The organism is Vibrio aquimaris (assembly GCF_009363415.1).
Taxonomy (GTDB): domain Bacteria; phylum Pseudomonadota; class Gammaproteobacteria; order Enterobacterales; family Vibrionaceae; genus Vibrio; species Vibrio aquimaris.
Genome location: NZ_CP045350.1, coordinates 521,397 through 545,079, shown reverse-complemented (window position 1 = coordinate 545,079; position 23,683 = coordinate 521,397). Strand labels below are relative to the sequence as shown.

Sequence of the window (23,683 nt, the reverse complement as noted above, 5' to 3'; positions counted from 1 at the left end):
AAAAGGTCACCGAAGTGACCTTTTCTTTTTACATTATTGCTTTGTCACTTGATACAAAACATCTTTAAGCAATTCAAAGTCATTTGCTAAATCTTCTGAGAGTAGCTCCATTGCGGCATGTTTTGCTAATGGACCCGGAAGGTCAATATCTGTTCCCAAGATATCATCAACCACTTCCTTAAACTTAGCTGGGTGCGCCGTGCATAAGAAAAGCCCTGTCTCACCTTTTTGTAACTGCTCACTCAGCACGCGGTAAGCTATTGAACCGTGAGGTTCACAAAGATAGCCTTTCTCATAAAGCTCTCGCACAGACTCAGCACTTTGCACGTCAGTAACGGCCCCTTTACCAAGCGTTTCTAACCCCCACTCTTTAACGCGACAAAGCTCTTCAATACGCGGCCAGTTATTTGGTTGACTCACATCCATTGCATTTGATGTGGTAGCGATTGTGGCTTTAGGCTCCCATTGCCCAGTTTCTAGGTATCGAGGCACAGTATCATTGATATTAGTCGCGGCGATAAAACGTTTTATCGGTAACCCCAATGCCTTTGCCAAAAGCCCTGCAGTTAAGTTACCGAAGTTACCGCTTGGAACGGACACAACTAGGTTTTCACGCTGCTCTTTACTCATTTGAGCAGCGGCTTCAAAGTAATAACAGATTTGCGCCATTAATCGACTGATATTAATTGAGTTTGCAGAGTTTAAGCCTATATCATCACGCAGTTTTGCATCATCGAACGCTTGTTTAACGAGTGCTTGACAGTCATCAAAGTCACCATCAATGGCCACAGTGTGAATATTCTTGCCCAAAGTACAAAATAGCTTTTCTTGTAATGGGCTAATTTTTCCTTTCGGATACAAAATGACAACATTAATGTCTTCCATTCCATAAAAGGCATGCGCAACAGCAGCACCAGTATCACCAGATGTAGCCGTTAAAATAGTGATCTTACCGCCATCTGAAACCGCTGCCAGAGATTGAGCCATAAAACGGCCACCAAAGTCTTTAAAAGCAAGTGTGGGGCCATGAAATAGCTCCAATGCATAAACATCATCGCTTACCCCCGTAATCGGTGCTGGGAACTGAAAAGCCGCATCAACCATGGCATTAACTGTTTCTTGGGATAGCTCGTCACCAATCAACGTAGACAGTATCTTAGTACTACGAGAGATGAAATCTTCAGCTAATAACGAATCAATATCATCAAATGTTGGTAATTCTTGAGGAAAAAATAAGCCTTGATTCCGCCCCAAGCCTTGACGAACAGCTTGAGCAAAAGAGACTTTCTGATCATTTTCTTTAATATTGTAAAGCTTCATAGCTCACTTCCTGTAACTTTGGATCCCTGCTTGTCTAACTGACAAATATGAACGAATCCTTCTTTATTTTGTACGTAATTTTGTTCTAGCCACCGAGCCACTCTCTCGGCAACATCTTTGTCTTTACAAACACTAAACAGTGTTGGACCACTGCCTGATATACCTGTTGCTAAAGCTCCCGCTGTCGCAGCGTACTGCCTCGCCTGAGAAAAGTTTGGTAATAATTTCTCTCGATATGGCTCAGCGACAACATCTTTCATCATTTTTGCCGCCAGTTGTGGCTGATCAGAGTGACAAGCATGAATAAACCCTGCCAAATGGCGACCATGGGCAATAATATCTTGGCGACGATATTGAGATGGTAAAATTTCACGAGCTTCGGCGGTTGAAACTTTAATACCAGGGTAAGCCATAACCCAATACCAGTTATCAAAACAAGGAACTTCTTGACTGATAACACCAAGCTCTTCCAACATTAACTGCACACCACCTAAGAAGCATGGAGCGACATTATCATAGTGGACTCCACCGGATATCTTTCCTTCCATTTCTCCCATCAGTGCAAGCAACTGTGTCTTATCGAGTGGATTACCATGAAATTGATTTAACGCATCTAATGCTGCAACTATCGAGCAAGCGCTAGAACCCAAACCAGAGCCAATCGGCATATTTTTCTCAAGGGTCATCTCTATAGGCTGTAAAGCAACGCCTTTTTTATCCAGCTCTCTAGAAAACACCTGCCAGCAGTGGTAAACAATATTTTCTTTAGGATCGGTTGGCAATTTTGAAACAAAATCCCCAGCTGTTAATAGGCTAAAAGGCTCATCACCGGCCTTTATCATGACTCGATCGCCCAGCAATGTACCGTCAATGGGAGAAACAGCTGCACCCAGGACATCAAAACCAACACTAACATTACCAATCGACGCAGGAGCGTAAACAACGACATCCATACCATTACTCATTCGGTTAAACCCCTAGTTTCCATCCTAATGTGCGCATTACATCTGAAAATACTCCAGCTGCTGTTACTTCTGTACCCGCACCGTAACCGCGCAGGACAAGTGGTATTGGCTGATAGTAGCGACTGTAAAAAGCCAGCGCATTTTCACCATCTTTTATCTTAAACATAGGGTCATTATCATTCACAGCGGAGATGCTTACGCGGCACTGACCTGCGTCAATTTCTCCTACGTAGCGCAATACTTTGCCCTCTTCAGCCGCTTTAGCTGATAACTGTTGGAAATAAGCATCAGCTTCAGGTAACCGAGCCATAAATTCTTCAACATTGCCTGAATCATCAAAACTAGGCGGCAGTGCTTTTTCTACAATGACATCTTCAAGTTCTAGGTTCATTCCAGCTTCACGGGCAAGAATCAACAATTTACGCGCAACATCCATACCAGAAAGATCATCTCGAGGATCGGGTTCAGTAAAACCGTTTTCTTTCGCTATGTTTGTTGCCTGACTCAATGTCATACCCTCATCTAACTTGCCAAATATGTATGACAGTGACCCCGAGAGGATACCACTAAAGCGTTCAAGTTCGTCACCGGCAGAAATAAGATTCTGTAAATTTTCAATCACAGGCAATCCAGCTCCAACCGTTGTCTCATACATCAATTTACGCCGAGAGCCACGGGCTATTTCACGAAGTTGATGATAATAGGCCATACTCGCCGTATTGGCTTTCTTATTGGGTGTCACAACATGAAACCCTGCGGCGAGAAAATCAGCATATTGACCCGCAATCACCTCTGATGAGGTACAGTCGACCAAAACAGGATTAATAATATGGTTACGTTGTACCAAAGAAGTAAGACGGGCAAGACTAAATTCTTCGCTGGCGTCTTTCATGCGATCTCGCCAGTGCTCTAATGGTAAGCCTTGGCTATCAAGCAGTAAGCCTTTGCTGTTGGCTAAACCACAAACTCTTATCACTATACCTTTTGCCGCTAACTTAGCTTGCTGGCGCTGAATTTGATCAACCAATTCACCCCCAACTCCTCCTACACCGACGACAAACACATCTAGGAAATGTTTAGAATTGAACAAGTTTTCATGACACGCCTTAATCGCTTCTGAAATTTTATCCTCAGGTATCACAGCAGAGATAGCACGCTCTGAGGAGCCCTGAGCAATAGCAACAATGTTGACATTCACTTCAGCTAATGAAGAAAAGAACTGTGACGCAACCCCTTTCGATGTGCGCATTCCGTCGCCCACCAAAGTCACAATGGCAACGTTATCGATAAAATCTACAGGCTCAAGTAAGTCGTCTTTAAGTTCCAACTCAAAAGCGTCGTTGAGCGCTTGCTCTGCTATCGCTTTATCTGCAGACTCAATACAAAAGCTGATGCTGTATTCCGAAGAAGACTGGGTGATTAAAACAATCGATACGCCCGCCGATGACATAGCACCAAACACTCGGCTTGCCATGCCCACCATGCCCTTCATACCTGGTCCAGAAACATTTACCATTGTTAGATCGCTGAGCGTTGTAATGCCCTTGATCGATAAGTTATCCTCACCAGTATCTTGACCAATCAGAGTACCAGCACCTTGGGGGTTAAAGCTGTTTTTAATAAGACAAGGAATATGGAACTGAGCAATAGGGGTAATAGTTTTAGGATGCAATACAGAAGCTCCAAAATAAGATAGCTCCATTGCTTCTTGATAGCTCAATGATTTCAGTAAACGGGCATCATCAACTAATCTAGGATCACAATTGTATACACCATCTACATCAGTCCAAATCTCGCAGCATTCGGCACGCAGGCAGGCTGCTAAAACCGCCGCAGAATAATCAGAGCCATTACGACCTAAAGTGACAAGCTCCCCCTTATCATTACCAGCTGTAAAACCAGGCATGATATTGACATAACCTTGCGGTAAAGGGGTTTGACGAAAATTCTGGGTAGACACCTCAACATCGACCAAAGCTTCTAAGTACTCGCCTTGTGCATAAAGGTACTTTACGGGATCAATTAAGCTAGCTGGCTGACCTTTGGCTTCCAATACCGCTTTCATCAGTTGAACAGATATTCGCTCACCCTTACTTATTATCTGTGCATTAACGTTGCTTGGGCACATACCTAATAAGTTTATCCCATGAACAAACTGTCGCAGCTGATTCATCGATGTTTTGACTTGGTTGTCGAAGTCAGAGCCATCTATGCATGGGATGGATTGTTTTATTTCTTGATACAACTCCTGAAAAGAATTCTCTAGATCAGCGATTTGTGTCTCTACCTGACCCGCTTTTAATGCTCCATCAATAACAGCAACGAGTTTATTGGTTGTTTTTCCAGGGGCTGAAAGCACAACTGAAACGTCTTCTTGCTGAGCATTGTTAGTAATAATATCTGCTGCTCGTAGAAATCTATCTGCGTCAGCTAACGATGAGCCACCAAACTTTAAAACGCGCATTCCTTCCTCCAAATGCTTGTAAATAGGTATAAAAAAAGGCCTGTATCTCATGGGATACAGGCCTTTTTTTGAATTTATTTCGCTTAGCAGCCCGCCCCAACATGCGTAATGTCGGTAATAATAATGGTTGTGGTCATTACTGATAGGCTTAAATGATGCATATGCGATTTTTCGATAATAATGTGTCTGCTTCCCCTACGTTTAACCTATTCCCTTATCATGAGTCAACGTTTTTTTTATTTTTTTATTTTACGCTTCCGATTTAGCTTCTTTTAATCCCATCAACAAGTTACATTAGATACAACCAATATTAAATAAATTTCATATCGATTAGTAAATCATTTTATCGCAAATGTGCCTAGCGATGATCGTATTTTATGCTTTAATTGATCCTGCAGTGGGAATTAAAAATGCGGGAGCGAAAAATGAAAAAACAACTATGTCTTATCCTCGCTCTTACGGCTGGTTCAACGTTAGCTGCCGATCTGCCCACTTTGCCCTCTCAAAAGAAAGCATCGCCACACAAGCTTTTTCTGTCTAGCGAAACCAATCACTACGACTTTGACACGTGGAAAATTGATGGCGGTTACTCTTACAACCTCTTCAATAAAATAGATTTCTACGTTGGAGCTCGGATCAATCAAAGCACATCAATCAACGAAAGTGGTTTTTTAAGTGGCGTCAGCTATCAAGTGACTCCAAGGGTATCAGTGCAAAGCAGCCTACACTCCTACCAAGATGACACCAAAACTCTGGGTAATGAGACCATGATCTCCGCCGAAGTCTCAAGCAGAATGAGATTGACAGACAATCTAGACCTGCATGCAACTCTTGAGCACCAAGAGTTACAACAAGAGTTTGAAGTGGGTATTGGCTTTCGGTTTTAAGCCCCACAATCTAAAACTAACTGGGATCAACTCCAATCGAGTAGCTCAGTGGACATAAGCACACCATTCCAGTCCGCGTATACATAATCGCCTGGCTGGATCATCTGATTATGAATCGTTAAGGTTACATTCATTTCACCTGCACCGCGTTTTTCTGTCTTGAAAGGGCTAGTACCTAAGGCCTTGATACCAAAATCCATTTCTGCCATCACAGCGACATCTCGAATGGCTCCATAGATAATGACACCTTCCCAATGGTTATCAATAGCTAGAATCGCCAACTTATCTCCTAACAAGGCTTGTTGACATGAACCATGGCCGTCAACGATCAATACTTTTCCTTTGCCATCTTGACTTAAGGCTTCTCTCACTTTTGAGTTATCGTGATAACAACGAACCGTGACTATTTCCCCCCAAAAAGCACATTTACTACCAAAAGTGTGTAACGGTATGTCCAATAAAATAACTTTGTCTTCATGTTTATCGCATATTTCCGGTGTTATATCTTTCATAATGCCTCCTTTACCTTTGAACATACCTTTAATGACTATCTACAGCGCTGCAGCCAGCTTCCAAGATTGGCTTTCGTTCCATCGGCGAAGCAAGAAAGTAAAAACAGCTCATCTTTTACTACATAGTAAATAGCATTCTGCTGATAATTTTTCCCGATCTCCAAAGCTTGTTGCTCAGATATTGCAACAGCAAAACTGATTTCTGCCCAGCGAAAATCCCTATCCCCAACCAATACCTCACTAAAATAAGTATGACCAAATTCTTTGACTAGGTTGTGATTGCAACGATCATTTTCTAATTTGGACTGCCACTGACTTTTCGGGTTCCACGCCGTGATAATAGCGAATTCATCCAGTATAGGCTGACAAGTGAACTTAAAGTAAGGATCTGAATACTGTTGCCACAAAAATGCATCTATCATCATATTCATTATGCTTTAGTTATGTTATCGACGATTAATTTTTGTTACATTCTAACTCTTGATATAAATCAATAAAGTGAATGGAATTAACATTCTGACATTGTTAGCAGGCTGTTAACATTATAGAATTCGCAGCAAAGACTAATAGAAAAAGCGTGATCATAAGGGATCTCAAACGCGCATTGAACCCAAGGAAGGCGGGCAACCAAAGAAACAATGTACTTTTTCAGCCTTTGGTTTATTATCAGCATCACATTACCTGTATGTTAGGTTTTTGCCTAGAATTTATTCTATTAGCACAATTTTTTCACAAGTTTAGGTACCGCCAATGCAAACCCCGCACATTCTTATTGTCGAAGATGAGCAAGTAACTCGTAACACTCTAAAGAGTATTTTTGAAGCAGAGGGATACGCTGTTTTTGAGGCCAGTGACGGTGAAGAGATGCACCAGGTGCTGTCTGACAATCAGGTTAATCTGGTCATTATGGATATTAACCTACCAGGGAAGAATGGTCTTTTGCTTGCTCGAGAGCTTCGAGAGCAAGCCAATGTCGCACTTATGTTTCTGACTGGGCGTGATAATGAAGTCGACAAAATTTTGGGCCTTGAAATAGGTGCTGATGACTATATCACCAAACCATTCAACCCTCGTGAACTCACAATCCGAGCTCGCAACTTGCTCAGTCGTTCCATGAGCTCTAGCGCTGTAAACGAAGATAAACGCAGTGTAGAAAAGTACGAATTTAATGGCTGGGTTTTGGATATCAATAGTCGCTCACTTGTGAGCCCAAGTGGTGATGATTACAAACTCCCGCGTTCGGAATTTAGAGCATTACTTCACTTCTGTGAAAACCCTGGAAAAATCCAAACACGAGCAGACTTGCTCAAAAAGATGACTGGTAGAGAGCTTAAACCTCATGACAGAACAGTGGATGTGACGATTCGAAGAATACGTAAGCATTTTGAGGCTGTTTCAGGTACTCCAGAGATCATTGCAACGATTCACGGTGAAGGCTATCGCTTTTGTGGTGACCTTGAAGAGTAAAACTACTCAATAGTGGATTAAAAAATGGAGCCGTGGGCTCCATTTTTCATTTCAGTTGAGGGCTTACCCTCTTCCACCTTTGATCGCATCAATAATCTCTGTGGTTGAGCAACCTTCTTCAAAATTGAGAACTTTGACTTCACCGCCGTTTGCTATTACCTCTTTACCACCCGCAATATCTTCAGGCTTGTAATCTCCGCCTTTAACAAGCAAATCCGGTAAAACCTCAGCAATCAGGCGCTGTGGGGTTTCTTCTTCAAAAGGTACCACCCAGTCTACTGCACCTAATCCTGCCAATACGGCCATTCTTCGATCCGTTGGATTAACCGGGCGTCCTGGTCCTTTGAGACTTTTTACTGAATCATCGGTGTTAACAGCAACAATCAAACGATCTCCAAGCTCGGCAGCATGGTTAAGATAAGACACATGTCCAGCATGAAGAATATCGAAACAACCGTTTGTCATCACGACTTTCTCTCCCTTAGACTGCGCTTTTTTAACCGCATCAATTAGGGATTGCTCAGTCACAACACCAAAGTCTGTGTCTTGACTACCGTGAACCGCTTCCGCGAGCTCGATCGTTGATACTGTAGAGGTGCCAAGTTTACCTACGACAACACCAGCAGCAGCATTGGCGAGCGCGCAAGCCTCATCAAGAGGTTTGCCAGAGGCAACTGAAGCGGCAAGAACAGAAATAACCGTATCTCCAGCACCCGTTACGTCATACACTTCTTTTGCTAACGTTGGTAAATGGAACGGCTCTTGTCCACGGCGTAATAAAGTCATGCCATGTTCGCTACGAGTCACAAGGAGCGCTTCAAAATCGTATTCTTCGATAAGCGCTAGCCCCTTCTCTACCAACTCTTGATCATTTTTAACTTTACCAACAACCAGCTCAAACTCAGTGAGATTAGGCGTCAGTAATGTTGCGCCGCGATAGCGCTCAAAATCGGCGCCTTTAGGATCAATAAAAACAGGAACTTTAGCTTCACGCGCTTTTTGAATAAATTGCTGTACGTGCTCTAAGGCCCCCTTATCGTAATCAGACAACACAACCGACTTCACTTTGGGCAGAGCTTGCTCCATCCTGTCTAAAATAAGTTCAGCATCCGTATCTTCAAATTTATCTTCAAAGTCCAAGCGTATGAGTTGTTGACCACGACTCAAAACGCGCAGCTTTGTGATTGTCGGATAGCTGGGCAAAGCGACAAAATCACATTTCACTTTCAGAGCTGACAATGTCTCATTAAGAACTTTAGCGGGTTCGTCAATCCCAGTTAAACCAACAATATGCGCATGACCACCAAGAGAAGCAATATTCATTGCCACGTTAGCTGCTCCACCAGGGCGCTCTTCGTTATTTTCTACTTTTACTACAGGAACTGGCGCCTCTGGAGAAATTCGTCCAGTTGGGCCATACCAGTAACGGTCTAACATAACGTCACCGATAATCAATACACCAGAGTCACTATAGTTCGGTAGGATTGGTTTCATTGCGGATCTCCAAATTCTATTTCGGGCAGAAGTCTAACACAGGCAGGTCAAAGCGCTAAATCTATTCTAACCACTCATGCCAAAGCGTCTTCACAAGCTCGCGCTCTTTCAACAGCTTTTCTTCAGCGACATCGGCTTCTAAATTGAGTAAGTTTCTATGGTGAATATGATTACGCATAGTAGTATAAGCATGCGTTAAAGCCATTGCTGGGGCTTCTTCCATCACACCTTGCGCTATCATAGATTCAAGAATTCTTACGTTATCGCTCCAACGGGTTAACTTTGGGTTATCGTGACTGAACCTTAAAACAAGGTACTGTGTAAGAAACTCAACATCTGTTATCCCGCCAGGGTCCTGTTTAAGTAAAAAACGTCCAGCTTTTTTTCCACCGAAGTGATTGCGCATTTTCTCACGCATTTCAACCACCTCTTTTTTGAGCAGAGATTCTTCGCGAGCTTGGCTGAGAACATGATGCCTTGTGCGAGAAAATGCTTTCTCAAGCGCTGAATCACCATAGATCATACGGGCACGAACTAGCGCTTGATGCTCCCATGTCCAAGCATCATTTCTTTGATACTCATCAAAGGCTTCTGTCGTTGTCACAAGAAGACCTGATGCACCAGATGGGCGCAAACGAGTATCAACGTCATACAGGATTCCTGACGCGGTGCGAGTAGAAAATATATGTATTATTCTTTGTGTTAACCTGAGGTAAAACTGCCGGCCATCAAGCTCTTTCTTGCCATCAGTGTAGCTATCCACCGGGCAATCATGAATAAAGACTAAATCTAGATCTGAATTGTAACCAAGTTCCCAGCCTCCTACTTTGCCATAACCGATCACGGCAAAACCCCGCCCTTCTCGATCTTTAAGATGAGCTGGTTCACCATACTTTTCGACCACTTGCATCCAAGCTTGGTTCACCACTGAGTCAACTATCGCTTCAGCAAGATAAGTCAAATGATCGCTGACTTTCATCACAGGTAACACTCCTGCAATATCCGCAGCCGCAATACGTAAGCTACAAATTTGCTTGAACTGACGCAAAGCTTCCATTTGCTGTTCCATATCATCTTCTGGGATACGGGCTAAATAGTCTCGTAACTCAGAACGATAGCTTTCAAGTGGCACAGGGTTATACAAGTGTTGTGGGTCAATCAACTCGTCAAGTAAAATGGGATAACGACCGAGCTGCTCTGATACCATCGGACTCTCGGTACACAAACGTACTAACTGAGTTAATGCTGCTGGGTATTCATCCAATAATTCTAGATAAGTGGTACGAGTAACTATTCTTTGTAGCAAATGAAGTACGCGCGGCAGCCCGTACTTTGCATCTCGGTGCGCAAAAATCGCACCAAAAACCTTAGGCATCAATCTATTAAGAACTTGTCGTCCTCTTGGCCCCAATGTTTTGTTCGCTAAATCCCGTTTAAAACCAATAATAGTCTGAGCCATTTCTGCCCAATGCTCACTAGCAATATCTTGAGCAAGAATGCCCTCAATAACATCTGGCTTTGCAACCATGTCCCACAGTTCATGATAATGTTTATCAACGTCTAATGAATCCTCTTCATCATCGCCGATTAAGTTAGAAAAAACTTGGTGTACCTTGTGCATATGCAGTTGCGTTTCTTTAAGTAAAGAAGACCAATCCTTGTAGCCCATTGCTATCGAAAGCTGCAATTGCTCTTGCTCGTTATCTGGTAAAATTTGAGTTTGTTGATCAGACATTGCTTGTAGCAAGTTCTCTAAACGTCGCAAAAAATGATAGGCATGCCTAAGAGACGACACTTCCTCGGTGGTTAATAGCTCAAGAGTTTCTATTGCCGACAGGGTTTTCAATAGTCCCCTTTGACGCAGGCTTGGTTCTCTTCCTCCGCGAATAAGTTGAAAAACTTGAGCAACAAACTCGATTTCACGGATCCCTCCAGCGCCCAATTTTATATTGTTCTTAAACCCTCGACGCCTAACTTCACTGCTTATCATTGATTTCATTCTGCGCAGCGACTGAATAGCACTGAAGTCGATATAACGACGAAACACGAAAGGCCTTAACATTTGCCGCAATGCTTTATACTCTGAGTACATTTCACTGCCCATGACACGACCCTTGATCATGGCGTAGCGTTCCCAATCTCTGCCTTGCTCTTGGTAATAATCTTCCAACGCAGCATAACTCATTACCAAAGGACCACTTTCACCAAAAGGGCGCAGCCGCATGTCAACCCGATAGCAAAAGCCATCAAAAGTTTGCTGATCTAAGGCCTTGATGATCCTCTGCGCTAGACGAGTGAAAAACTGGGCATTTGATAAACTTCTTGTTGCCCCTTGAGTATCACCGTTCTCTGGGTAAGTAAAAATAAGATCAATGTCAGAGGAGAAGTTAAGCTCGCCGCCACCAAGTTTGCCCATGCCAATAATCAACATAGGTTGAGCTTCACCTGAAGAGTTACAAGGAGTTCCCCACAACTTGCAGCACTCACCATACTGCCATTGATAGGTTTCAAACAACATCGCCTCTGCCAGCTGCGACAAATGTTCAAAGCTTTGCTCTAAAGTCCAACTACCCATAAAATCCCGCCATGCAATGTATACCATTTCTCGGCGACGAAATTGCCTTAAGATTCTGTGACCTTGAGCTTCATCCGCACAGTCTGCCAAACACTTTCCAAGGCGCGCACGATATTCTTGATGGCGAGACGGCTGTTCTAACATTTCAGGGAGCTGCTGTTGTAAGTTCTGATCTTGGTGTAAAGAATCAACAACAAACTTACTCAAGCCAGCAATATAGTTTAGTTGCTCTCGCCTATGCTCTGGCCAGAGTCCAATAGCATCATGTTCATATAGAAGCTCAAGAGCACTTTGGGACACACAAGCAAGGTTGTGGGGCAGTTGCATTCTTCTTCCTTGGATTAGTAAAAAAGGCTGATAAGAATGTTATACCAATAAAAAACCTTCACTAACAACGAATGAGTGTAGATTGAATGACATTCTGACACTCAAACAGTGAAGGATGTGATCTTAGCGTTGAGCGCTCTCATTGGTATTCACTCGAAGAGGTCTATGCGTGCGCGGATATTAACATCCTAAATTTATCTATTATCACTAAAGTGCACAGAACCGAAGGCTAGGTTATTTGGTAAATCAATAGAACATAAGTGAACGCTGATTTCCATTACCTAACAATGCCGTTTCAATGTAACTTCGCTACTAATTCTTATATAGTTACCTGGAGTTTGGGGGCAATATTGGCACATTGATAACTGCCCTTCACTGTTATCATTGACTTAAAAACCAAGTATTAATCTGGGCCAAATATGAAACAAAGCAATATCAAGGACGATATAAAGCCAATGAGCTTGTTGTCTCTCATCTTGTCATTTATGGCACTATTTGTGATTTCTGCATTACTGTTCTTTCCACTCAAAGAGCCTACACGCCAAGTACTGATCGGCTTAGATTTTATTATTTGTAGTGTTTTTCTACTCCAACTAACTATTGATTGGGTTCGCTCTGACAATCGGCTTCACTATCTAAAGCATCATTGGATTGATTTCCTAGCCAGCATTCCCATGGTGGAGCCTTTGCGTTTTGCACGTTTGTTCCATATTTTGCGCGTGATTTTAGTCATACGCTCTAGCCGCTCCTTAATCAAACAAATCATGGTCAATCGCCGCGAGACAACCCTGGCTTCTATACTCTTACTTATGGTGATATTACTCACCATAGGCTCAAGTTTGATGCTATTTGTTGAAAGCAAAGCACCTGGGGCCAATATACAAACGGGTGGTGATGCAATGTGGTGGGCGTTAGTCACTATCTCAACGGTAGGCTACGGTGACCATTTTCCTGTGACTAATGCAGGAAAGATTCTCGCGTCAGGGCTAATTATTTGTGGAGTAGGTATTTTTGGTATGATTTCAGGCCTTATCACATCACTAATTACTTCACCAACGGAAATTCAGGAAAAACGCTCAGAAAACAAAGAGCGACTGTTACTCGAAGTACTAGAACGACAGCAAGAGATCCTCATACGTTTAGAAAAAATCGAAAGACAGAAAAGCAAAGGTGAGGAGCCACAAGACTCCTCAAAAAAATAAACTCAGCGTTAATCTTGCCAATACGGCTGCGCTTCGATACAAATCACTCGTGTTTGTTCCATAGCATGTAGAATCGAGTTCTCTTGACGAGAGAGCCAACGTTTTAACTGCTCTTGCTCTTCTCCTTCCAATCTATCGATTATCTTGTCTAAGGTCCTGAGTTTCAACAAATCATCGATACCATGTAACAAATCGCGCCACGGCAGTCTAAACCGATTGCGTTCCTCTGCATCGAACAAACTGGCAAAACTAATGCCAGTGTATAGATTGCGCATCAGTCTATACCTTTGATCAATATAGTCCTGACTTATCAATGAGCGTTCTGGAGGAAAAGCTTCTATTAATTCGGCCCATGTACGATCAAGCTGTTTAAAAGAGAAAGGTTCGATGGTGAGACTCATTTTATCTTGGGCTTTATCATCAAGAAATGGCTGCCAACCACGAGTAAGAATCCAGCGACTAAGGTCTAGTAGTAAACCTATATACCTAGCTGAATTAAATAGGGTTAGAACTTCTTCTCTATCCGGCAAGGTGTCTTGAATAAGTTTAAGCTCCTCAACCAAAAACTTACGCGCATCGAGCTTTCGCAGTGCATGTCCTTTGTCATCCAGCAATGCGTCAAGATATTCAAAATCATTGAGCCATTCCAATGACTGCTCTAACCACTTTAATTCTTGGCGAATTAGCGCACTTGCTCTTCGAGGTACTATTCCACCATATACAGTAAGTAACTGACGAATAAAACTAATCGAACTTTTTATTTGATGTAATGCTTCAATTGACTCTCTTTCAGCATAGATTTGTTCGTGGTAAAGCCAGTGGGATAACCCATGCTCAAGGGAATGTACGAAACAAGACTCGACCGTATCCTGCTTATCTGTCGCCACCAAAGCCAAAGGTTTGACCTCGTCGCCTTGATAGTTATCAGCGAGCCGATAACCCTTTGCGGCTTTACTTAGGTTACCTAGGCGCAAGCCTCCATGTTCAGACAAACGGCGAGCTAAGGTAAACAGTGCATCCGCTTGCCCTGATTTCAGCTCTAGTTCAATTTCACAAATGGGCTCTTTACGCTCACCAGCCTCAACCATACCTTGATCAAAAGCCACCTCGATCTGGCTGCCATCGGACATTCCTATCAGCCATTGCTCACGAGTAAAGTTGGTGGAAAATATAGGCTCAAGCTCTGACTGTAAGTCTTTAACATCTTTACCTTCAGGCCAAATATCGGATGGATGAAGTTCAAGCAGAGGCTCATCGCAATCATGCTCAGCATTGTACTCAGGTCTTTGATGCAACCCAGCGACAACACGACCAGAAGTTTTGACCGTCTGAACATAAACATCGTCAAAACGACGAATACGGAGACCAATATCATGAACACGCAACCAATTTTCTTTGGTATCAAAATAAATATTGCCAAGTTTACGGCAACTATGCTGAAGCACTTTTTCTTGTACAATCAGATCTTGTAAAGTATTTGAAAATTCAGGAGAAACAAAAAACTTCAGTTCTATCTCGTTTTCCATAGTGGTCCCTTTTAGCACAGATACAAACAGAATATTGCCAATTTCCAAACCGAGCAAGAAAGAAATATCATCTCAATGATGATCTAAAACAGTTTTAATGATGGATTTAATGGGTTACCATGCGCGCCTTTATAGCCATCGTTCAACATTTCACCATGAATGGTATATGTTATTTTTGGGTTATATAAATAGGTTGAATGACCATGCCAGTGAATACAATTATGGGGTTATTTGCAAAGTCCCCAATCAAGCCTTTGCAGCGCCACGTTGTGTGTGTCAATGAATGTTGCTCACACCTAGTCAACTTCTTTGAAGTAAGTTCAAAAGGAGACTGGGAGAAAGCATCAGAAATTCGCGCACAAATCTCACATTTGGAAAAAGAAGCCGACGTTTTAAAACGTGAAATTCGTCTCAAGCTTCCTCGCGGTTTGTTTATGCCTGTCGATCGTAGCGATATGCTCGAACTTCTCACACAGCAAGACAAACTCGCAAACCTAGCAAAAGACATTGCCGGTCGAGTATATGGCCGACAATTAGTCATACCCGAACCTCTCCAAGAAAATTTTATCGCTTATGTTAAGCGCTGCCTAGATGCAGCCAACCAAGCGCAAAAAGTAATCAACGAACTCGACGAGTTATTAGAAACTGGATTCAAAGGCCGCGAAGTTACCCTTGTAGCCGAAATGATCCACCAGCTAGATGTAATTGAAGATGACACCGATGCTATGCAGATTGATCTTCGCCAGCAACTAATGGCAATCGAAGGCGATCTAAATCCGATTGATGTGATGTTCCTTTATAAAATTCTTGAATGGGTAGGTGGCATAGCCGATCAAGCGCAGCGCGTTGGCGCACGTCTTGAACTTATGCTATCTCGCTCATAAACAATAAGTAACTAAATAACGAAGAGCATTTTAAGCATACCCAACTAAGCGATATACATACAAACGCTAAGGGGTTTTGTTGTGTCTAATATGGCTCCGCTTGTTATCAACAACTAGGTATTACGATGGATATCCTTGCGAATTACGGCACTGTCCTGATTATTATTGCAGCAGTTTTTGGTTTTATGATGGCGATAGGTATCGGCGCCAATGATGTAGCCAATGCGATGGGAACCTCGGTAGGCTCCAAAGCATTAACTGTGAAACAAGCGATTATTATCGCAATGATTTTTGAGTTTGCGGGGGCTTACCTTGCAGGTGGTGAAGTAACTGACACAATTCGTAAAGGGGTTATTGAGACTTCTCTGTTTGCCAGTCAGCCCGATGTACTCGTATTCGGTATGATGTCTGCTCTTCTCGCTGCGGGCACTTGGCTACTACTTGCCTCTTACATGGGGTGGCCTGTCTCTACGACTCACTCAATCATAGGAGCAATCATAGGCTTTGCGTGTGTATCAGTAGGGACCGAAGCTGTCGACTGGGGCTCAGTTAAAGGCATAGTAGGCAGTTGGATAATCACCCCTGTCATCTCTGGATTTTTCGCTTACGTGATCTTTGTCAGCGCGCAGCGGCTAATTTTTGATACAGAGAAGCCATTGTTCAATGCCAAACGCTTTGTACCTGTGTACATGTTCATCACCACTATGGTGATTGCATTGGTAACTATCAAAAAAGGCCTAAAACACGTAGGCCTGCACCTCACAAATGGTGAAGCTTGGATATGCTCTGCTGTAGTTTCTGCCATAGTGATGGTCGGTGGATACTTATATATTCAGAAGAAGTTCTCCAGTCGCGAAGATGATCATGGGTTCGCTGGGGTTGAAGGTATATTCAGTGTGCTTATGGTGATTACTGCCTGTGCAATGGCCTTCGCTCACGGGTCTAATGACGTAGCGAACGCGATTGGTCCTCTTTCCGCCGTTGCTTCCACCATAGAGCACATGGGTGAGATCACAGATAAAAGCACTATCGCTTGGTGGATCCTGCCTCTCGGTGGCTTTGGTATCGTCGTGGGATTAGCCACACTTGGACACAAGGTAATGGCGACAGTCGGTACTGGCATTACTGAACTCACACCAAGTCGCGGCTTTGCTGCTCAGCTTGCAACAGCCTGTACTGTTGTACTTGCTTCAGGTACTGGACTTCCTATTTCAACGACCCAAACGCTGGTAGGTGCTGTACTAGGTGTAGGTTTTGCTAGAGGGATCGCAGCATTGAACTTAGGCGTTGTTCGTAACATCGTTGCTTCGTGGATTGTGACCCTTCCAGCAGGTGCTCTGCTTGCGGTAGTATTTTTCTACGCCATTCAAGCGATGTTTGCTTAAGCAACAAGGTCAATGATGTGTTAACTCACTGTCATTATTGATTCAAATCCACAGAAAGGGAGGCAAAGCCTCCCTTCTTTGTTGCAGTAGAGTCTGAAACTACTTACTATTTGGTATCGGGGCTTGTTAGCCCAGCAAATGATAGAGAAGACTGCTAAAGGATTGATCGTGAAAAAACTGGTTTGCTTGGTTTTAGCTTCAATGTTAGTCGCACCTGCGGCTTTGGCTAAAAACCGTTATATCGCAGATAACTTATTTACTTATATGCATTCAGGTCCGAGTAACCAATTCCGCATTATCGGCAGCGTCGATGCCGGGGATAGAGTCACTTACCTCACTGCAAATAAAGAGACAGGATATACTCAAATCCAAGACAGCAAAGGTCGTAAAGGTTGGGTTGAAAGCCGCTTTGTTACAACTCGTGAAAGTATGGCACTGCGCTTACCTAAGATTGAAAAAGAATTATCTGATGTAAAAGCGAAACTGGCTAAGGCTCGCTCTAATGCCGATCAGGAAAAAGCAGGACTAGCAGACTCTTTAGAAACCAGAAATCGCCAAATTGCTGATCTAGAAAAAAGCTACAGTGACATTAGTCAGCAGCTTACTGCATCACAGGAAGAAGTGCGTAACCTCAGAGCCAAACTAGATACACAAAAAGATGATCTATTACTTAAATACTTTATGTATGGCGGCGGTGTCGCTGGCATAGGCTTGCTGTTTGGTCTTATCTTACCTCACATCATTCCACGTAAAAAACGCTCTCCTTCAGGTTGGGCATAATAACCAGATTCTATGTAAAGGTCGCCTACGCGACCTTTTTTACCCCTTCCAGTCATACAGTGCAGGAACTTGAATCTCTGAGCCATTAAAAGTAATGATGCTATGCTGGGAATCAATATTTTGCAGCTGAATATTGTCACTTATCCAATCTCCCTCTCTGTATTCGGTACCATTAACTTTAACCCAGCGTTTATTTGGATTACTCGAGTAAACGTGCGTTTGAAAGTTAAGAGGGGGCAGTCTCCCCTGCCACTCTCGGCTATTTACAGCAAGATCAGATGCCTGATTGGTTTGGCTAATCGTTTCATTACTCTCAAGGGCTGACTCAACCCGTAATGCAATCTCAGGTGGTAACCCAGATAGGTCCAAGCCTTTTAGCAAATTATCACTTTCTTCTGTAACTATTGCCTCGTCTTGCTGGGTAGGAATAGTATTCAAGTCGGTGTTCGATATCGCAGGCTCAGGCTTAGTGACAGCCAGCGGCGCAAAGTCAAAGGTCTCTCTGAGCTGTCCAAATGAAGGATAAGGCAACACTTGGTATTTAAAAGGGACTTGCTGAACTTGCGAGTTAGGCTGATTAGATACCTGCCATGTCGCTAACTTCTCCGTATAACTTTGGTAAATACCCACTACACTGCTTACCAATGCTGGTGTACAGACAAGGGCCACCAACACCCCTTTTGGTATCATCCGATGGTTTGAAAGACTGGTCTTTTCTTGGGCGTAATAATCAAACGTCTTAAATGTCTGATGATGCTGCTCTGAATGCTCTAATGCCTGCATGACTTTCGACATTATGCCTCTCCCTCTGTAACTCTCAATGATGGTGCCCTATCCTGAGAAAGCCTTTCTAAACGCTGCAAGGTCTGTTGTCCCGCTATCCCATCAACATGTAAGCCCTGCCATTGCTGGAACAATCTCACTTTTCGTATTAAGTCTTTATTGTAAACATCGTTTTCTATTTCAGATTCACCCAAGACTTTTGACACGCGTCGATTCAATTCATAGATTGCTGGTCCAGACATATTGGGTTTAAGAGTCTGGCGCCAATAGTTTTGCCATACTTGATAATATTCCCCATTCCATAGGGTCTCTAGCTTATCAAGCGGCAACTCAACTCTTTGCCCTGCGACCAATAACTGGGCAGCGTCATTACTCAACTTATACAAAACCGCATAACTGCTTATATCTTCACGATGAAGCGACAATAGTACAGGGACATTCGCCTCTTTTAATGTGGAAAGCTTGCCTTGTGATTGAATACAGCTAAACGCACTCTCATCGCCTTGGCGACATAATCGCTCCACGACAGATGCTTTAACCCCCCACACTCGATAGAGATCTTCCATTGCTAACTGAAAATTATTGGACTTGGATAGCACCTGTTGTAACTGAGCGGGAAAAATTTCCTCTTCAACCAGAGTAACAGTTTGAGCAGGGTTATTTTCCACAATATACTGCTGAATCTGATTTTCCATTAGCTGGGGAACAAGCCAATAACTCGCCACGGCAAACGCTAGAGACAAGCTACTGACTTTTAGCCAATTTAAGCGAGATTCTTTCTGCTCGATAGCAACTGGCCGATAGGAGGTCTGAAAACTCATGATCTCTTCACACGCAGCTTCAACACTGGATTGACTTGGCACCGACTCACCAAGGCTATAGGCTCGCTTTAATGCCGCATCACAAATCAAATTAATTAAGCGTGGAATCCCTAAAGAATACTCTGATATGGATTTTAGCGACTTAGCTGAGAATAAACTGCTGTCTCCACCCGCCAACTCCAAGCGATGACGAATATAAAGACTCGCTTCCTGAACATCTAAAGGTAGCAAGTGGTACCGGCCAGTAATGCGCTGGGCTAGCTGACGAAGTTGAGGCATTTGCAGCCTCTGCTGAAGTTCAGGCTGTCCCACCAGTAACACTTTTAATAATTTCTGGTTATCTGTCTCGAGATTAGTCAACAATCTCAATTGCTCAAGTACCTCAGCCGAGAGATGCTGAGCCTCATCAATGACGAGTAGTGTTTGAGTGCCATTTGCATAACTAGTAAGTAAAAAATCATGGATCGATTGATTAAACTGCTTTAGCGTCGCCCCTGAAGGGTAATTTATAGCAAACTCATCGCAGATCGCCTCTAGCAGCTCTATGCTTGAAAAAGTGGGATTAAGGATAAGGCCAGTTTGCGTATCCTTATCCAAAGACTTAAGCAAAGCTCTTACTAACGTGGTTTTCCCTGTGCCCACTTCACCAGACAGCATGGCAAAACCGCCGCCTTCACCAAGGCCAGCCTGCAAACGGAACAAGGCTTCTTTATGCCGCTGGCTTTGAAAGAGAAAACGAGAACTCGGCACGATTGAAAAAGGCAGCTCAGTGAATCCAAAATATTTCTTATACATGTCTCTCGTCTCTGGGAATTTACTGACGAGAAAAGTAACATTGCTGACAACAATAGCCAATGCAAATATCCGAATATAAGAGGAACATCTGTGCAAATATTTTTAGTTGGTGGCGCAGTACGCGATAAATATCTCAATATTGACGTTCATGACCAAGATTGGGTCGTAGTTGGTACCACGCCTGAAGTGTTAATCAGTAAAGGGTTCTCTGCGGTCGGCAAAGATTTCCCAGTATTTTTACACCCAGAGACTAAGCAAGAATACGCTTTGGCACGCACAGAGAGAAAAACGGGTTCAGGCTACAAGGGGTTTGACTGTTATTTTTCACCCGATGTGACTATTGAGGACGACCTTCTGCGCCGCGATCTCACCATCAATGCTATGGCGCTTGATGATAAAGGCAAACTTATCGATCCCTATGGAGGCCAAACCGACCTCAACAATCGTGTCCTAAGACATGTTTCTAGTGCCTTTACCGAGGATCCTTTGCGCGTTCTTCGAGTCGCTCGTTTTGCCGCTAAGCTTCATCACCTAGGCTTTAGCATTGCCGATGAAACTCAAGACTTGATGAAACAGATTGTGGCCTCAAAAGAACTTGAACATTTAACCGCTGAGCGGATTTGGCAAGAGTGGCATAAATCCTTGTCTACTCAAGATCCACAAGTCTTCTTATCTGTGCTTCGTGATTGCGGAGCACTTAAGGTTATTCTTCCTGAGCTTGATTGTTTATTTGGTGTGCCTCAACCAGAAAAATGGCATCCAGAAATAGATACTGGTATCCATAATTTAATGGTGGCTAAGCAAGCCGCTATTTTGACCCCATCGACTAAGGTTCGTTTCGCCGCACAGATGCATGATCTAGGCAAAGGAGTGACCCCAAAAAATGAGTGGCCTAGTCATAAAATGCACTGCCATACAGGCCAGAGCATCATCAAACAGTTATGTGACAGACTACGAGTACCGAATGATTATCGCGAATTGGCTTTGATTGTTTGCAAGCAGCACTCAAATGTCCACAGAGCAGAAGAGTTACGAGCTGAGACACTGCTTAAGGTACTCAACAGTTTTGATGTGTGGCGTAAGCCAGAGCGCTTAGATGAAGTACTAGTCGCTTGCATGGCTGATAGCCGAGGCAGAACTAGATATGAAAACATCGAGTACCCACAGAAAGCGATTTTTGAGCAAGCCTATCAAGCCGCTCTATCTGTTAAAGCGAAAGATATTATTAAAGATGGTTATCAGGGCGCAGAGATTCGTCTAGAGATGGACAAGAGAAAAGTAGAAGCAATAAAACGCTCTCGATGCCCTTAAGTTTAAAGTGATGTCGCTGGACAATAAAGATCGAAACTTAGGTTCTATCAACTGACTATCTAAGAAAAGTGTGACAAAAAGTTTGAAACTCATTTTTGCCCCTTTTCGAGTCAGGAGTCTAAGTTTGAGTAAAGATCATCGGGTAAATTTAATATAGAAAAACTAATGGGTAGCAAGAAGCAAGACTTGACCCCAGAAGTGTTATGACTGGCTTTCAGAGACAAAAATCATGGCTGCATTTTCGAGCAGTTCTTTTTTCCATGTAGAGATTTGATTAGCGTGAAGGTTGTATTTCTGAGCTAACTCAGCGACAGTTTTATCACCTCTAGCAGCATCAAGCGCCACCTTAGCTTTAAATTCGGGTGAGTGGTTTCTACGTTTTCTAGTTATAATCTGTTCCAGTATTTTTAGGTACTATAACAACAGATCAATCACTTAAAGTCATGTCCGAAAAATTGGGGCCACTTCTTTCGGGTCGCGACGGCATTGCCCAGGTGTCACGCCAAATCTTTTCTTGAAAATCTTGCATAGATAGCTGATATCCCTAACACCAACTTCATCTGCAAGTTGCACAAGGTCATGGCTAGAATGCGTCAATCGCCAGTATACATGTTGTAGACGTAGTTCTTGCCAATAATGACGCGCGGAAACTCCGAGCTTCTGCTTAAATAAGCGATCCAATTGTCGTCGACTAATGCCGATGATCGAAGCAACCTGCCCTACTGTTATTGTCTGTTCTAAGTTTTCTTGCATTAAAGACACTGCTCTATCCATATGACGATTCCTGTGTAGCCCTTGCTCTGAAGACTTCAGGCGGTGTCGCATACTGCGATTTTCATCAACCAGCATATCCGCTAAGCCTTTTTCTGCTTTTATCTGACCAACATGTTTTTGCAAAATTGCCACCGCAAGATCGATAGCTGCGCTTCCCCCAGAACAACTTATCAGCTTGCGATCAAAATGATAAAGCTGTTCATCTCTAACGACTATTTTTGGGTAAGTAGCTTTGAATTCACTATGATGTCGCCAATGAACCACGACTTGATGATGGTTCAGTAGCCCTAGCTCCGCAAGGGTAAAGCAAGCGTTATCGATGCTTACTATTGGTATGCTATTTGCGACAACGGTTCTAATAAAAGAGTGGTAATAAGCTGCATGCTGCTGTGATTCAATCGCAGTGTAACTACCAAAGAAAACCACATAGTCAAAATCCGCAAGCTGCACTTCACTGGGAACGATATCAACATTTATTGGGATCCCAGAACTAGAAACAACTAATCCCTTGGTGTGAGATAAAATTTCCCATGAACAATACCGCTGTTGACTGTTATCGGCTTCATCTGCTGAAAAACGGAGTTTATCCAAGAAACCACCAAACGGGAGCATGTTAAAATTATTTAGAGGTATCAATAGAAAGCGGACACCATTTTCTGCATTCATTTGTCGTGCTCCTATGTCTAATTAGTCGCATTATATGTCCAGATAATACCATAAAAAATTTCAGAATTAAGAGATACTAACCCCAACTCAGTTACTGATAATTTGGTGAGTTATGACGTTTGAAATTTGGTGTGTCTTTGCTTTATCTGCTCTAGGGCTTGCTTGTGTACCAGGCCCTAACTCACTTTTGGCACTAAGCCATGGCGCTCGATATGGTTATAAAAAAACAATTTGGACGATATGTGGAGGTATTAGCGGCTTCTTCATATTAATCACGGTAGCAATGCTCGGACTAGGCACGCTACTAGAAAAAAAACCTGAATTGATGATTGGTCTTCAATGGTTGGGCGCATTATACCTCGCATGGTTAGGTTTCAAATTGTTTTTTGCGTCTGCAATTAGCATAGAGCAAACAACAATGGTTTCTATTTTGCCGAGAGAGCTTTTTAAGCAAGGTTATTTCGCAGCATTGTCTAACCCGAAAGTTTTGCTATTTTTTACTGCATTTTTAGCTCAGTTTATCAATCCCGACAAGGCATTTATTCCGCAGTTTCTGGTGATAACAATCAGCTTTCTTTGCATCGAGTTCGCCGTAGAGCTTAGCGTGGCGAAACTAGCTGATAGGGTTAAAACGCTACTTTTGGCCAATGGGCGAATTTTCAATCAGTGTTGTGGTGCGATATTTTTGCTGATAGCAGTAATAGCTATTCTGAATGGCAGAACAGTTCTTTGAGTAAATCAACAT

At 43.0% G+C, this 23,683-nt stretch carries 19 protein-coding genes, 1 pseudogene and 1 other annotated feature; of the genes and pseudogenes, 8 read left to right on the top strand and 12 right to left on the bottom strand.

The genetic code is table 11. The features are described 5' to 3' along the window. Nucleotides 1-33: 33 nt before the first annotated feature. Genes thrC through thrA form a run of 3 tightly spaced genes read right to left on the bottom strand, consistent with a single transcriptional unit; the run spans nt 34 to nt 4,749 of the window. Nucleotides 34-1,320 (bottom strand): threonine synthase, encoded by a 1,287-nt coding sequence (gene thrC / locus FIV01_RS02550; RefSeq protein ID WP_152429592.1) that lies wholly within the window; start codon nt 1,318-1,320, stop codon nt 34-36. After that, entirely contained in the window at nt 1,317-2,273 is a 957-nt protein-coding gene (thrB, locus tag FIV01_RS02545; RefSeq protein ID WP_152431634.1) for a homoserine kinase, read from the bottom strand. The genes thrC and thrB overlap by 4 nt, the downstream gene beginning before the upstream one ends. 16 nt (nt 2,274-2,289) lie before the next feature. Next, complete coding sequence (gene thrA, locus FIV01_RS02540; RefSeq protein WP_152429591.1) at nt 2,290-4,749, bottom strand: bifunctional aspartate kinase/homoserine dehydrogenase I; 2,460 nt, start codon at nt 4,747-4,749, stop codon at nt 2,290-2,292. A 29-nt stretch (nt 4,750-4,778) separates the two neighbouring features. Beyond that, nucleotides 4,779-4,897: a sequence feature (Thr leader region), on the bottom strand. Nucleotides 4,898-5,174: 277 nt separating this feature from the next. Here thrA and FIV01_RS02535 point away from each other — a divergent pair. Then, entirely contained in the window at nt 5,175-5,636 is a 462-nt protein-coding gene (locus FIV01_RS02535) for a hypothetical protein (RefSeq protein ID WP_152429590.1), read from the top strand. Between the two features lie 26 nt (nt 5,637-5,662). Here the strand turns inward: FIV01_RS02535 and FIV01_RS02530 are convergent, their stop codons facing one another. Both FIV01_RS02530 and FIV01_RS02525 read right to left on the bottom strand, forming a co-directional pair. Beyond that, nucleotides 5,663-6,148, bottom strand: coding sequence for a putative 4-hydroxy-4-methyl-2-oxoglutarate aldolase (locus tag FIV01_RS02530; protein ID WP_152429589.1), 486 nt, complete (start codon nt 6,146-6,148; stop codon nt 5,663-5,665). Nucleotides 6,149-6,183: 35 nt separating this feature from the next. Beyond that, complete coding sequence (locus FIV01_RS02525; protein ID WP_152429588.1) at nt 6,184-6,573, bottom strand: DUF3293 domain-containing protein; 390 nt, start codon at nt 6,571-6,573, stop codon at nt 6,184-6,186. 325 nt (nt 6,574-6,898) lie between these two features. On the opposite strand from FIV01_RS02525, the gene arcA reads away from it, so the two are divergent. Continuing rightward, nucleotides 6,899-7,615, top strand: coding sequence for a two-component system response regulator ArcA (arcA, locus tag FIV01_RS02515; protein ID WP_152429586.1), 717 nt, complete (start codon nt 6,899-6,901; stop codon nt 7,613-7,615). A 63-nt stretch (nt 7,616-7,678) separates the two neighbouring features. Here the strand turns inward: arcA and hldE are convergent, their stop codons facing one another. Together hldE and glnE are read right to left on the bottom strand one after the other, a co-directional pair. Continuing rightward, nucleotides 7,679-9,109: a bifunctional D-glycero-beta-D-manno-heptose-7-phosphate kinase/D-glycero-beta-D-manno-heptose 1-phosphate adenylyltransferase HldE gene (gene hldE, locus FIV01_RS02510; RefSeq protein WP_152429585.1), complete on the bottom strand. Its 1,431-nt coding sequence runs from the start codon at nt 9,107-9,109 to the stop codon at nt 7,679-7,681. A 61-nt stretch (nt 9,110-9,170) separates the two neighbouring features. Beyond that, complete coding sequence (glnE, locus tag FIV01_RS02505) at nt 9,171-12,011, bottom strand: bifunctional [glutamate--ammonia ligase]-adenylyl-L-tyrosine phosphorylase/[glutamate--ammonia-ligase] adenylyltransferase (RefSeq protein WP_152429584.1); 2,841 nt, start codon at nt 12,009-12,011, stop codon at nt 9,171-9,173. Between the two features lie 419 nt (nt 12,012-12,430). On the opposite strand from glnE, the gene FIV01_RS02500 reads away from it, so the two are divergent. Further along, the gene (locus tag FIV01_RS02500; protein ID WP_152429583.1) at nt 12,431-13,213 is read left to right on the top strand and encodes an ion transporter; all 783 of its coding nucleotides are present in this window, start codon (nt 12,431-12,433) and stop codon (nt 13,211-13,213) included. 8 nt (nt 13,214-13,221) lie between these two features. On the opposite strand, the gene FIV01_RS02495 is transcribed toward FIV01_RS02500, so the two are convergent. Further along, entirely contained in the window at nt 13,222-14,739 is a 1,518-nt protein-coding gene (locus FIV01_RS02495; RefSeq protein ID WP_152429582.1) for a CYTH and CHAD domain-containing protein, read from the bottom strand. Nucleotides 14,740-14,942: 203 nt separating this feature from the next. On the opposite strand from FIV01_RS02495, the gene FIV01_RS02490 reads away from it, so the two are divergent. The 3 genes from FIV01_RS02490 to FIV01_RS02480 all read left to right on the top strand — a co-directional run bounded on the left by FIV01_RS02490 (nt 14,943) and on the right by FIV01_RS02480 (nt 17,788). Beyond that, the gene (locus FIV01_RS02490; protein WP_160931942.1) at nt 14,943-15,623 is read left to right on the top strand and encodes a TIGR00153 family protein; all 681 of its coding nucleotides are present in this window, start codon (nt 14,943-14,945) and stop codon (nt 15,621-15,623) included. Nucleotides 15,624-15,748: 125 nt separating this feature from the next. Beyond that, entirely contained in the window at nt 15,749-17,008 is a 1,260-nt protein-coding gene (locus tag FIV01_RS02485) for an inorganic phosphate transporter (protein ID WP_152429580.1), read from the top strand. A 168-nt stretch (nt 17,009-17,176) separates the two neighbouring features. Beyond that, entirely contained in the window at nt 17,177-17,788 is a 612-nt protein-coding gene (locus FIV01_RS02480; RefSeq protein WP_152429579.1) for a TIGR04211 family SH3 domain-containing protein, read from the top strand. Nucleotides 17,789-17,827: 39 nt separating this feature from the next. Here FIV01_RS02480 and FIV01_RS02475 read toward each other — a convergent pair whose 3' ends face one another. Both FIV01_RS02475 and FIV01_RS02470 read right to left on the bottom strand, forming a co-directional pair. Continuing rightward, on the bottom strand, nt 17,828-18,583 hold the full coding sequence (locus tag FIV01_RS02475; RefSeq protein ID WP_152429578.1) for a general secretion pathway protein GspB: 756 nt from the start codon (nt 18,581-18,583) through the stop codon (nt 17,828-17,830). After that, the gene (locus FIV01_RS02470; protein ID WP_152429577.1) at nt 18,583-20,187 is read right to left on the bottom strand and encodes an ExeA family protein; all 1,605 of its coding nucleotides are present in this window, start codon (nt 20,185-20,187) and stop codon (nt 18,583-18,585) included. Before FIV01_RS02470 ends, FIV01_RS02475 begins: the two co-directional genes overlap by 1 nt. 90 nt (nt 20,188-20,277) lie before the next feature. On the opposite strand from FIV01_RS02470, the gene FIV01_RS02465 reads away from it, so the two are divergent. Next, a complete protein-coding gene (locus FIV01_RS02465) occupies nt 20,278-21,498 on the top strand; it encodes a multifunctional CCA addition/repair protein (protein WP_152429576.1) in 1,221 nt (406 codons plus the stop codon). A gap of 204 nt (nt 21,499-21,702) precedes the next feature. Here FIV01_RS02465 and FIV01_RS02460 read toward each other — a convergent pair. After that, nucleotides 21,703-21,888: pseudogene (locus FIV01_RS02460) on the bottom strand (transposase); the annotation flags it as partial. A 51-nt stretch (nt 21,889-21,939) separates the two neighbouring features. Continuing rightward, nucleotides 21,940-22,938 (bottom strand): GlxA family transcriptional regulator, encoded by a 999-nt coding sequence (locus tag FIV01_RS02455; protein ID WP_152429575.1) that lies wholly within the window; start codon nt 22,936-22,938, stop codon nt 21,940-21,942. A 112-nt stretch (nt 22,939-23,050) separates the two neighbouring features. Between FIV01_RS02455 and FIV01_RS02450 the strand changes: the two genes are divergently transcribed. Then, nucleotides 23,051-23,671 (top strand): LysE family translocator, encoded by a 621-nt coding sequence (locus FIV01_RS02450; RefSeq protein ID WP_152429574.1) that lies wholly within the window; start codon nt 23,051-23,053, stop codon nt 23,669-23,671. Nucleotides 23,672-23,683 lie beyond the last annotated feature (12 nt).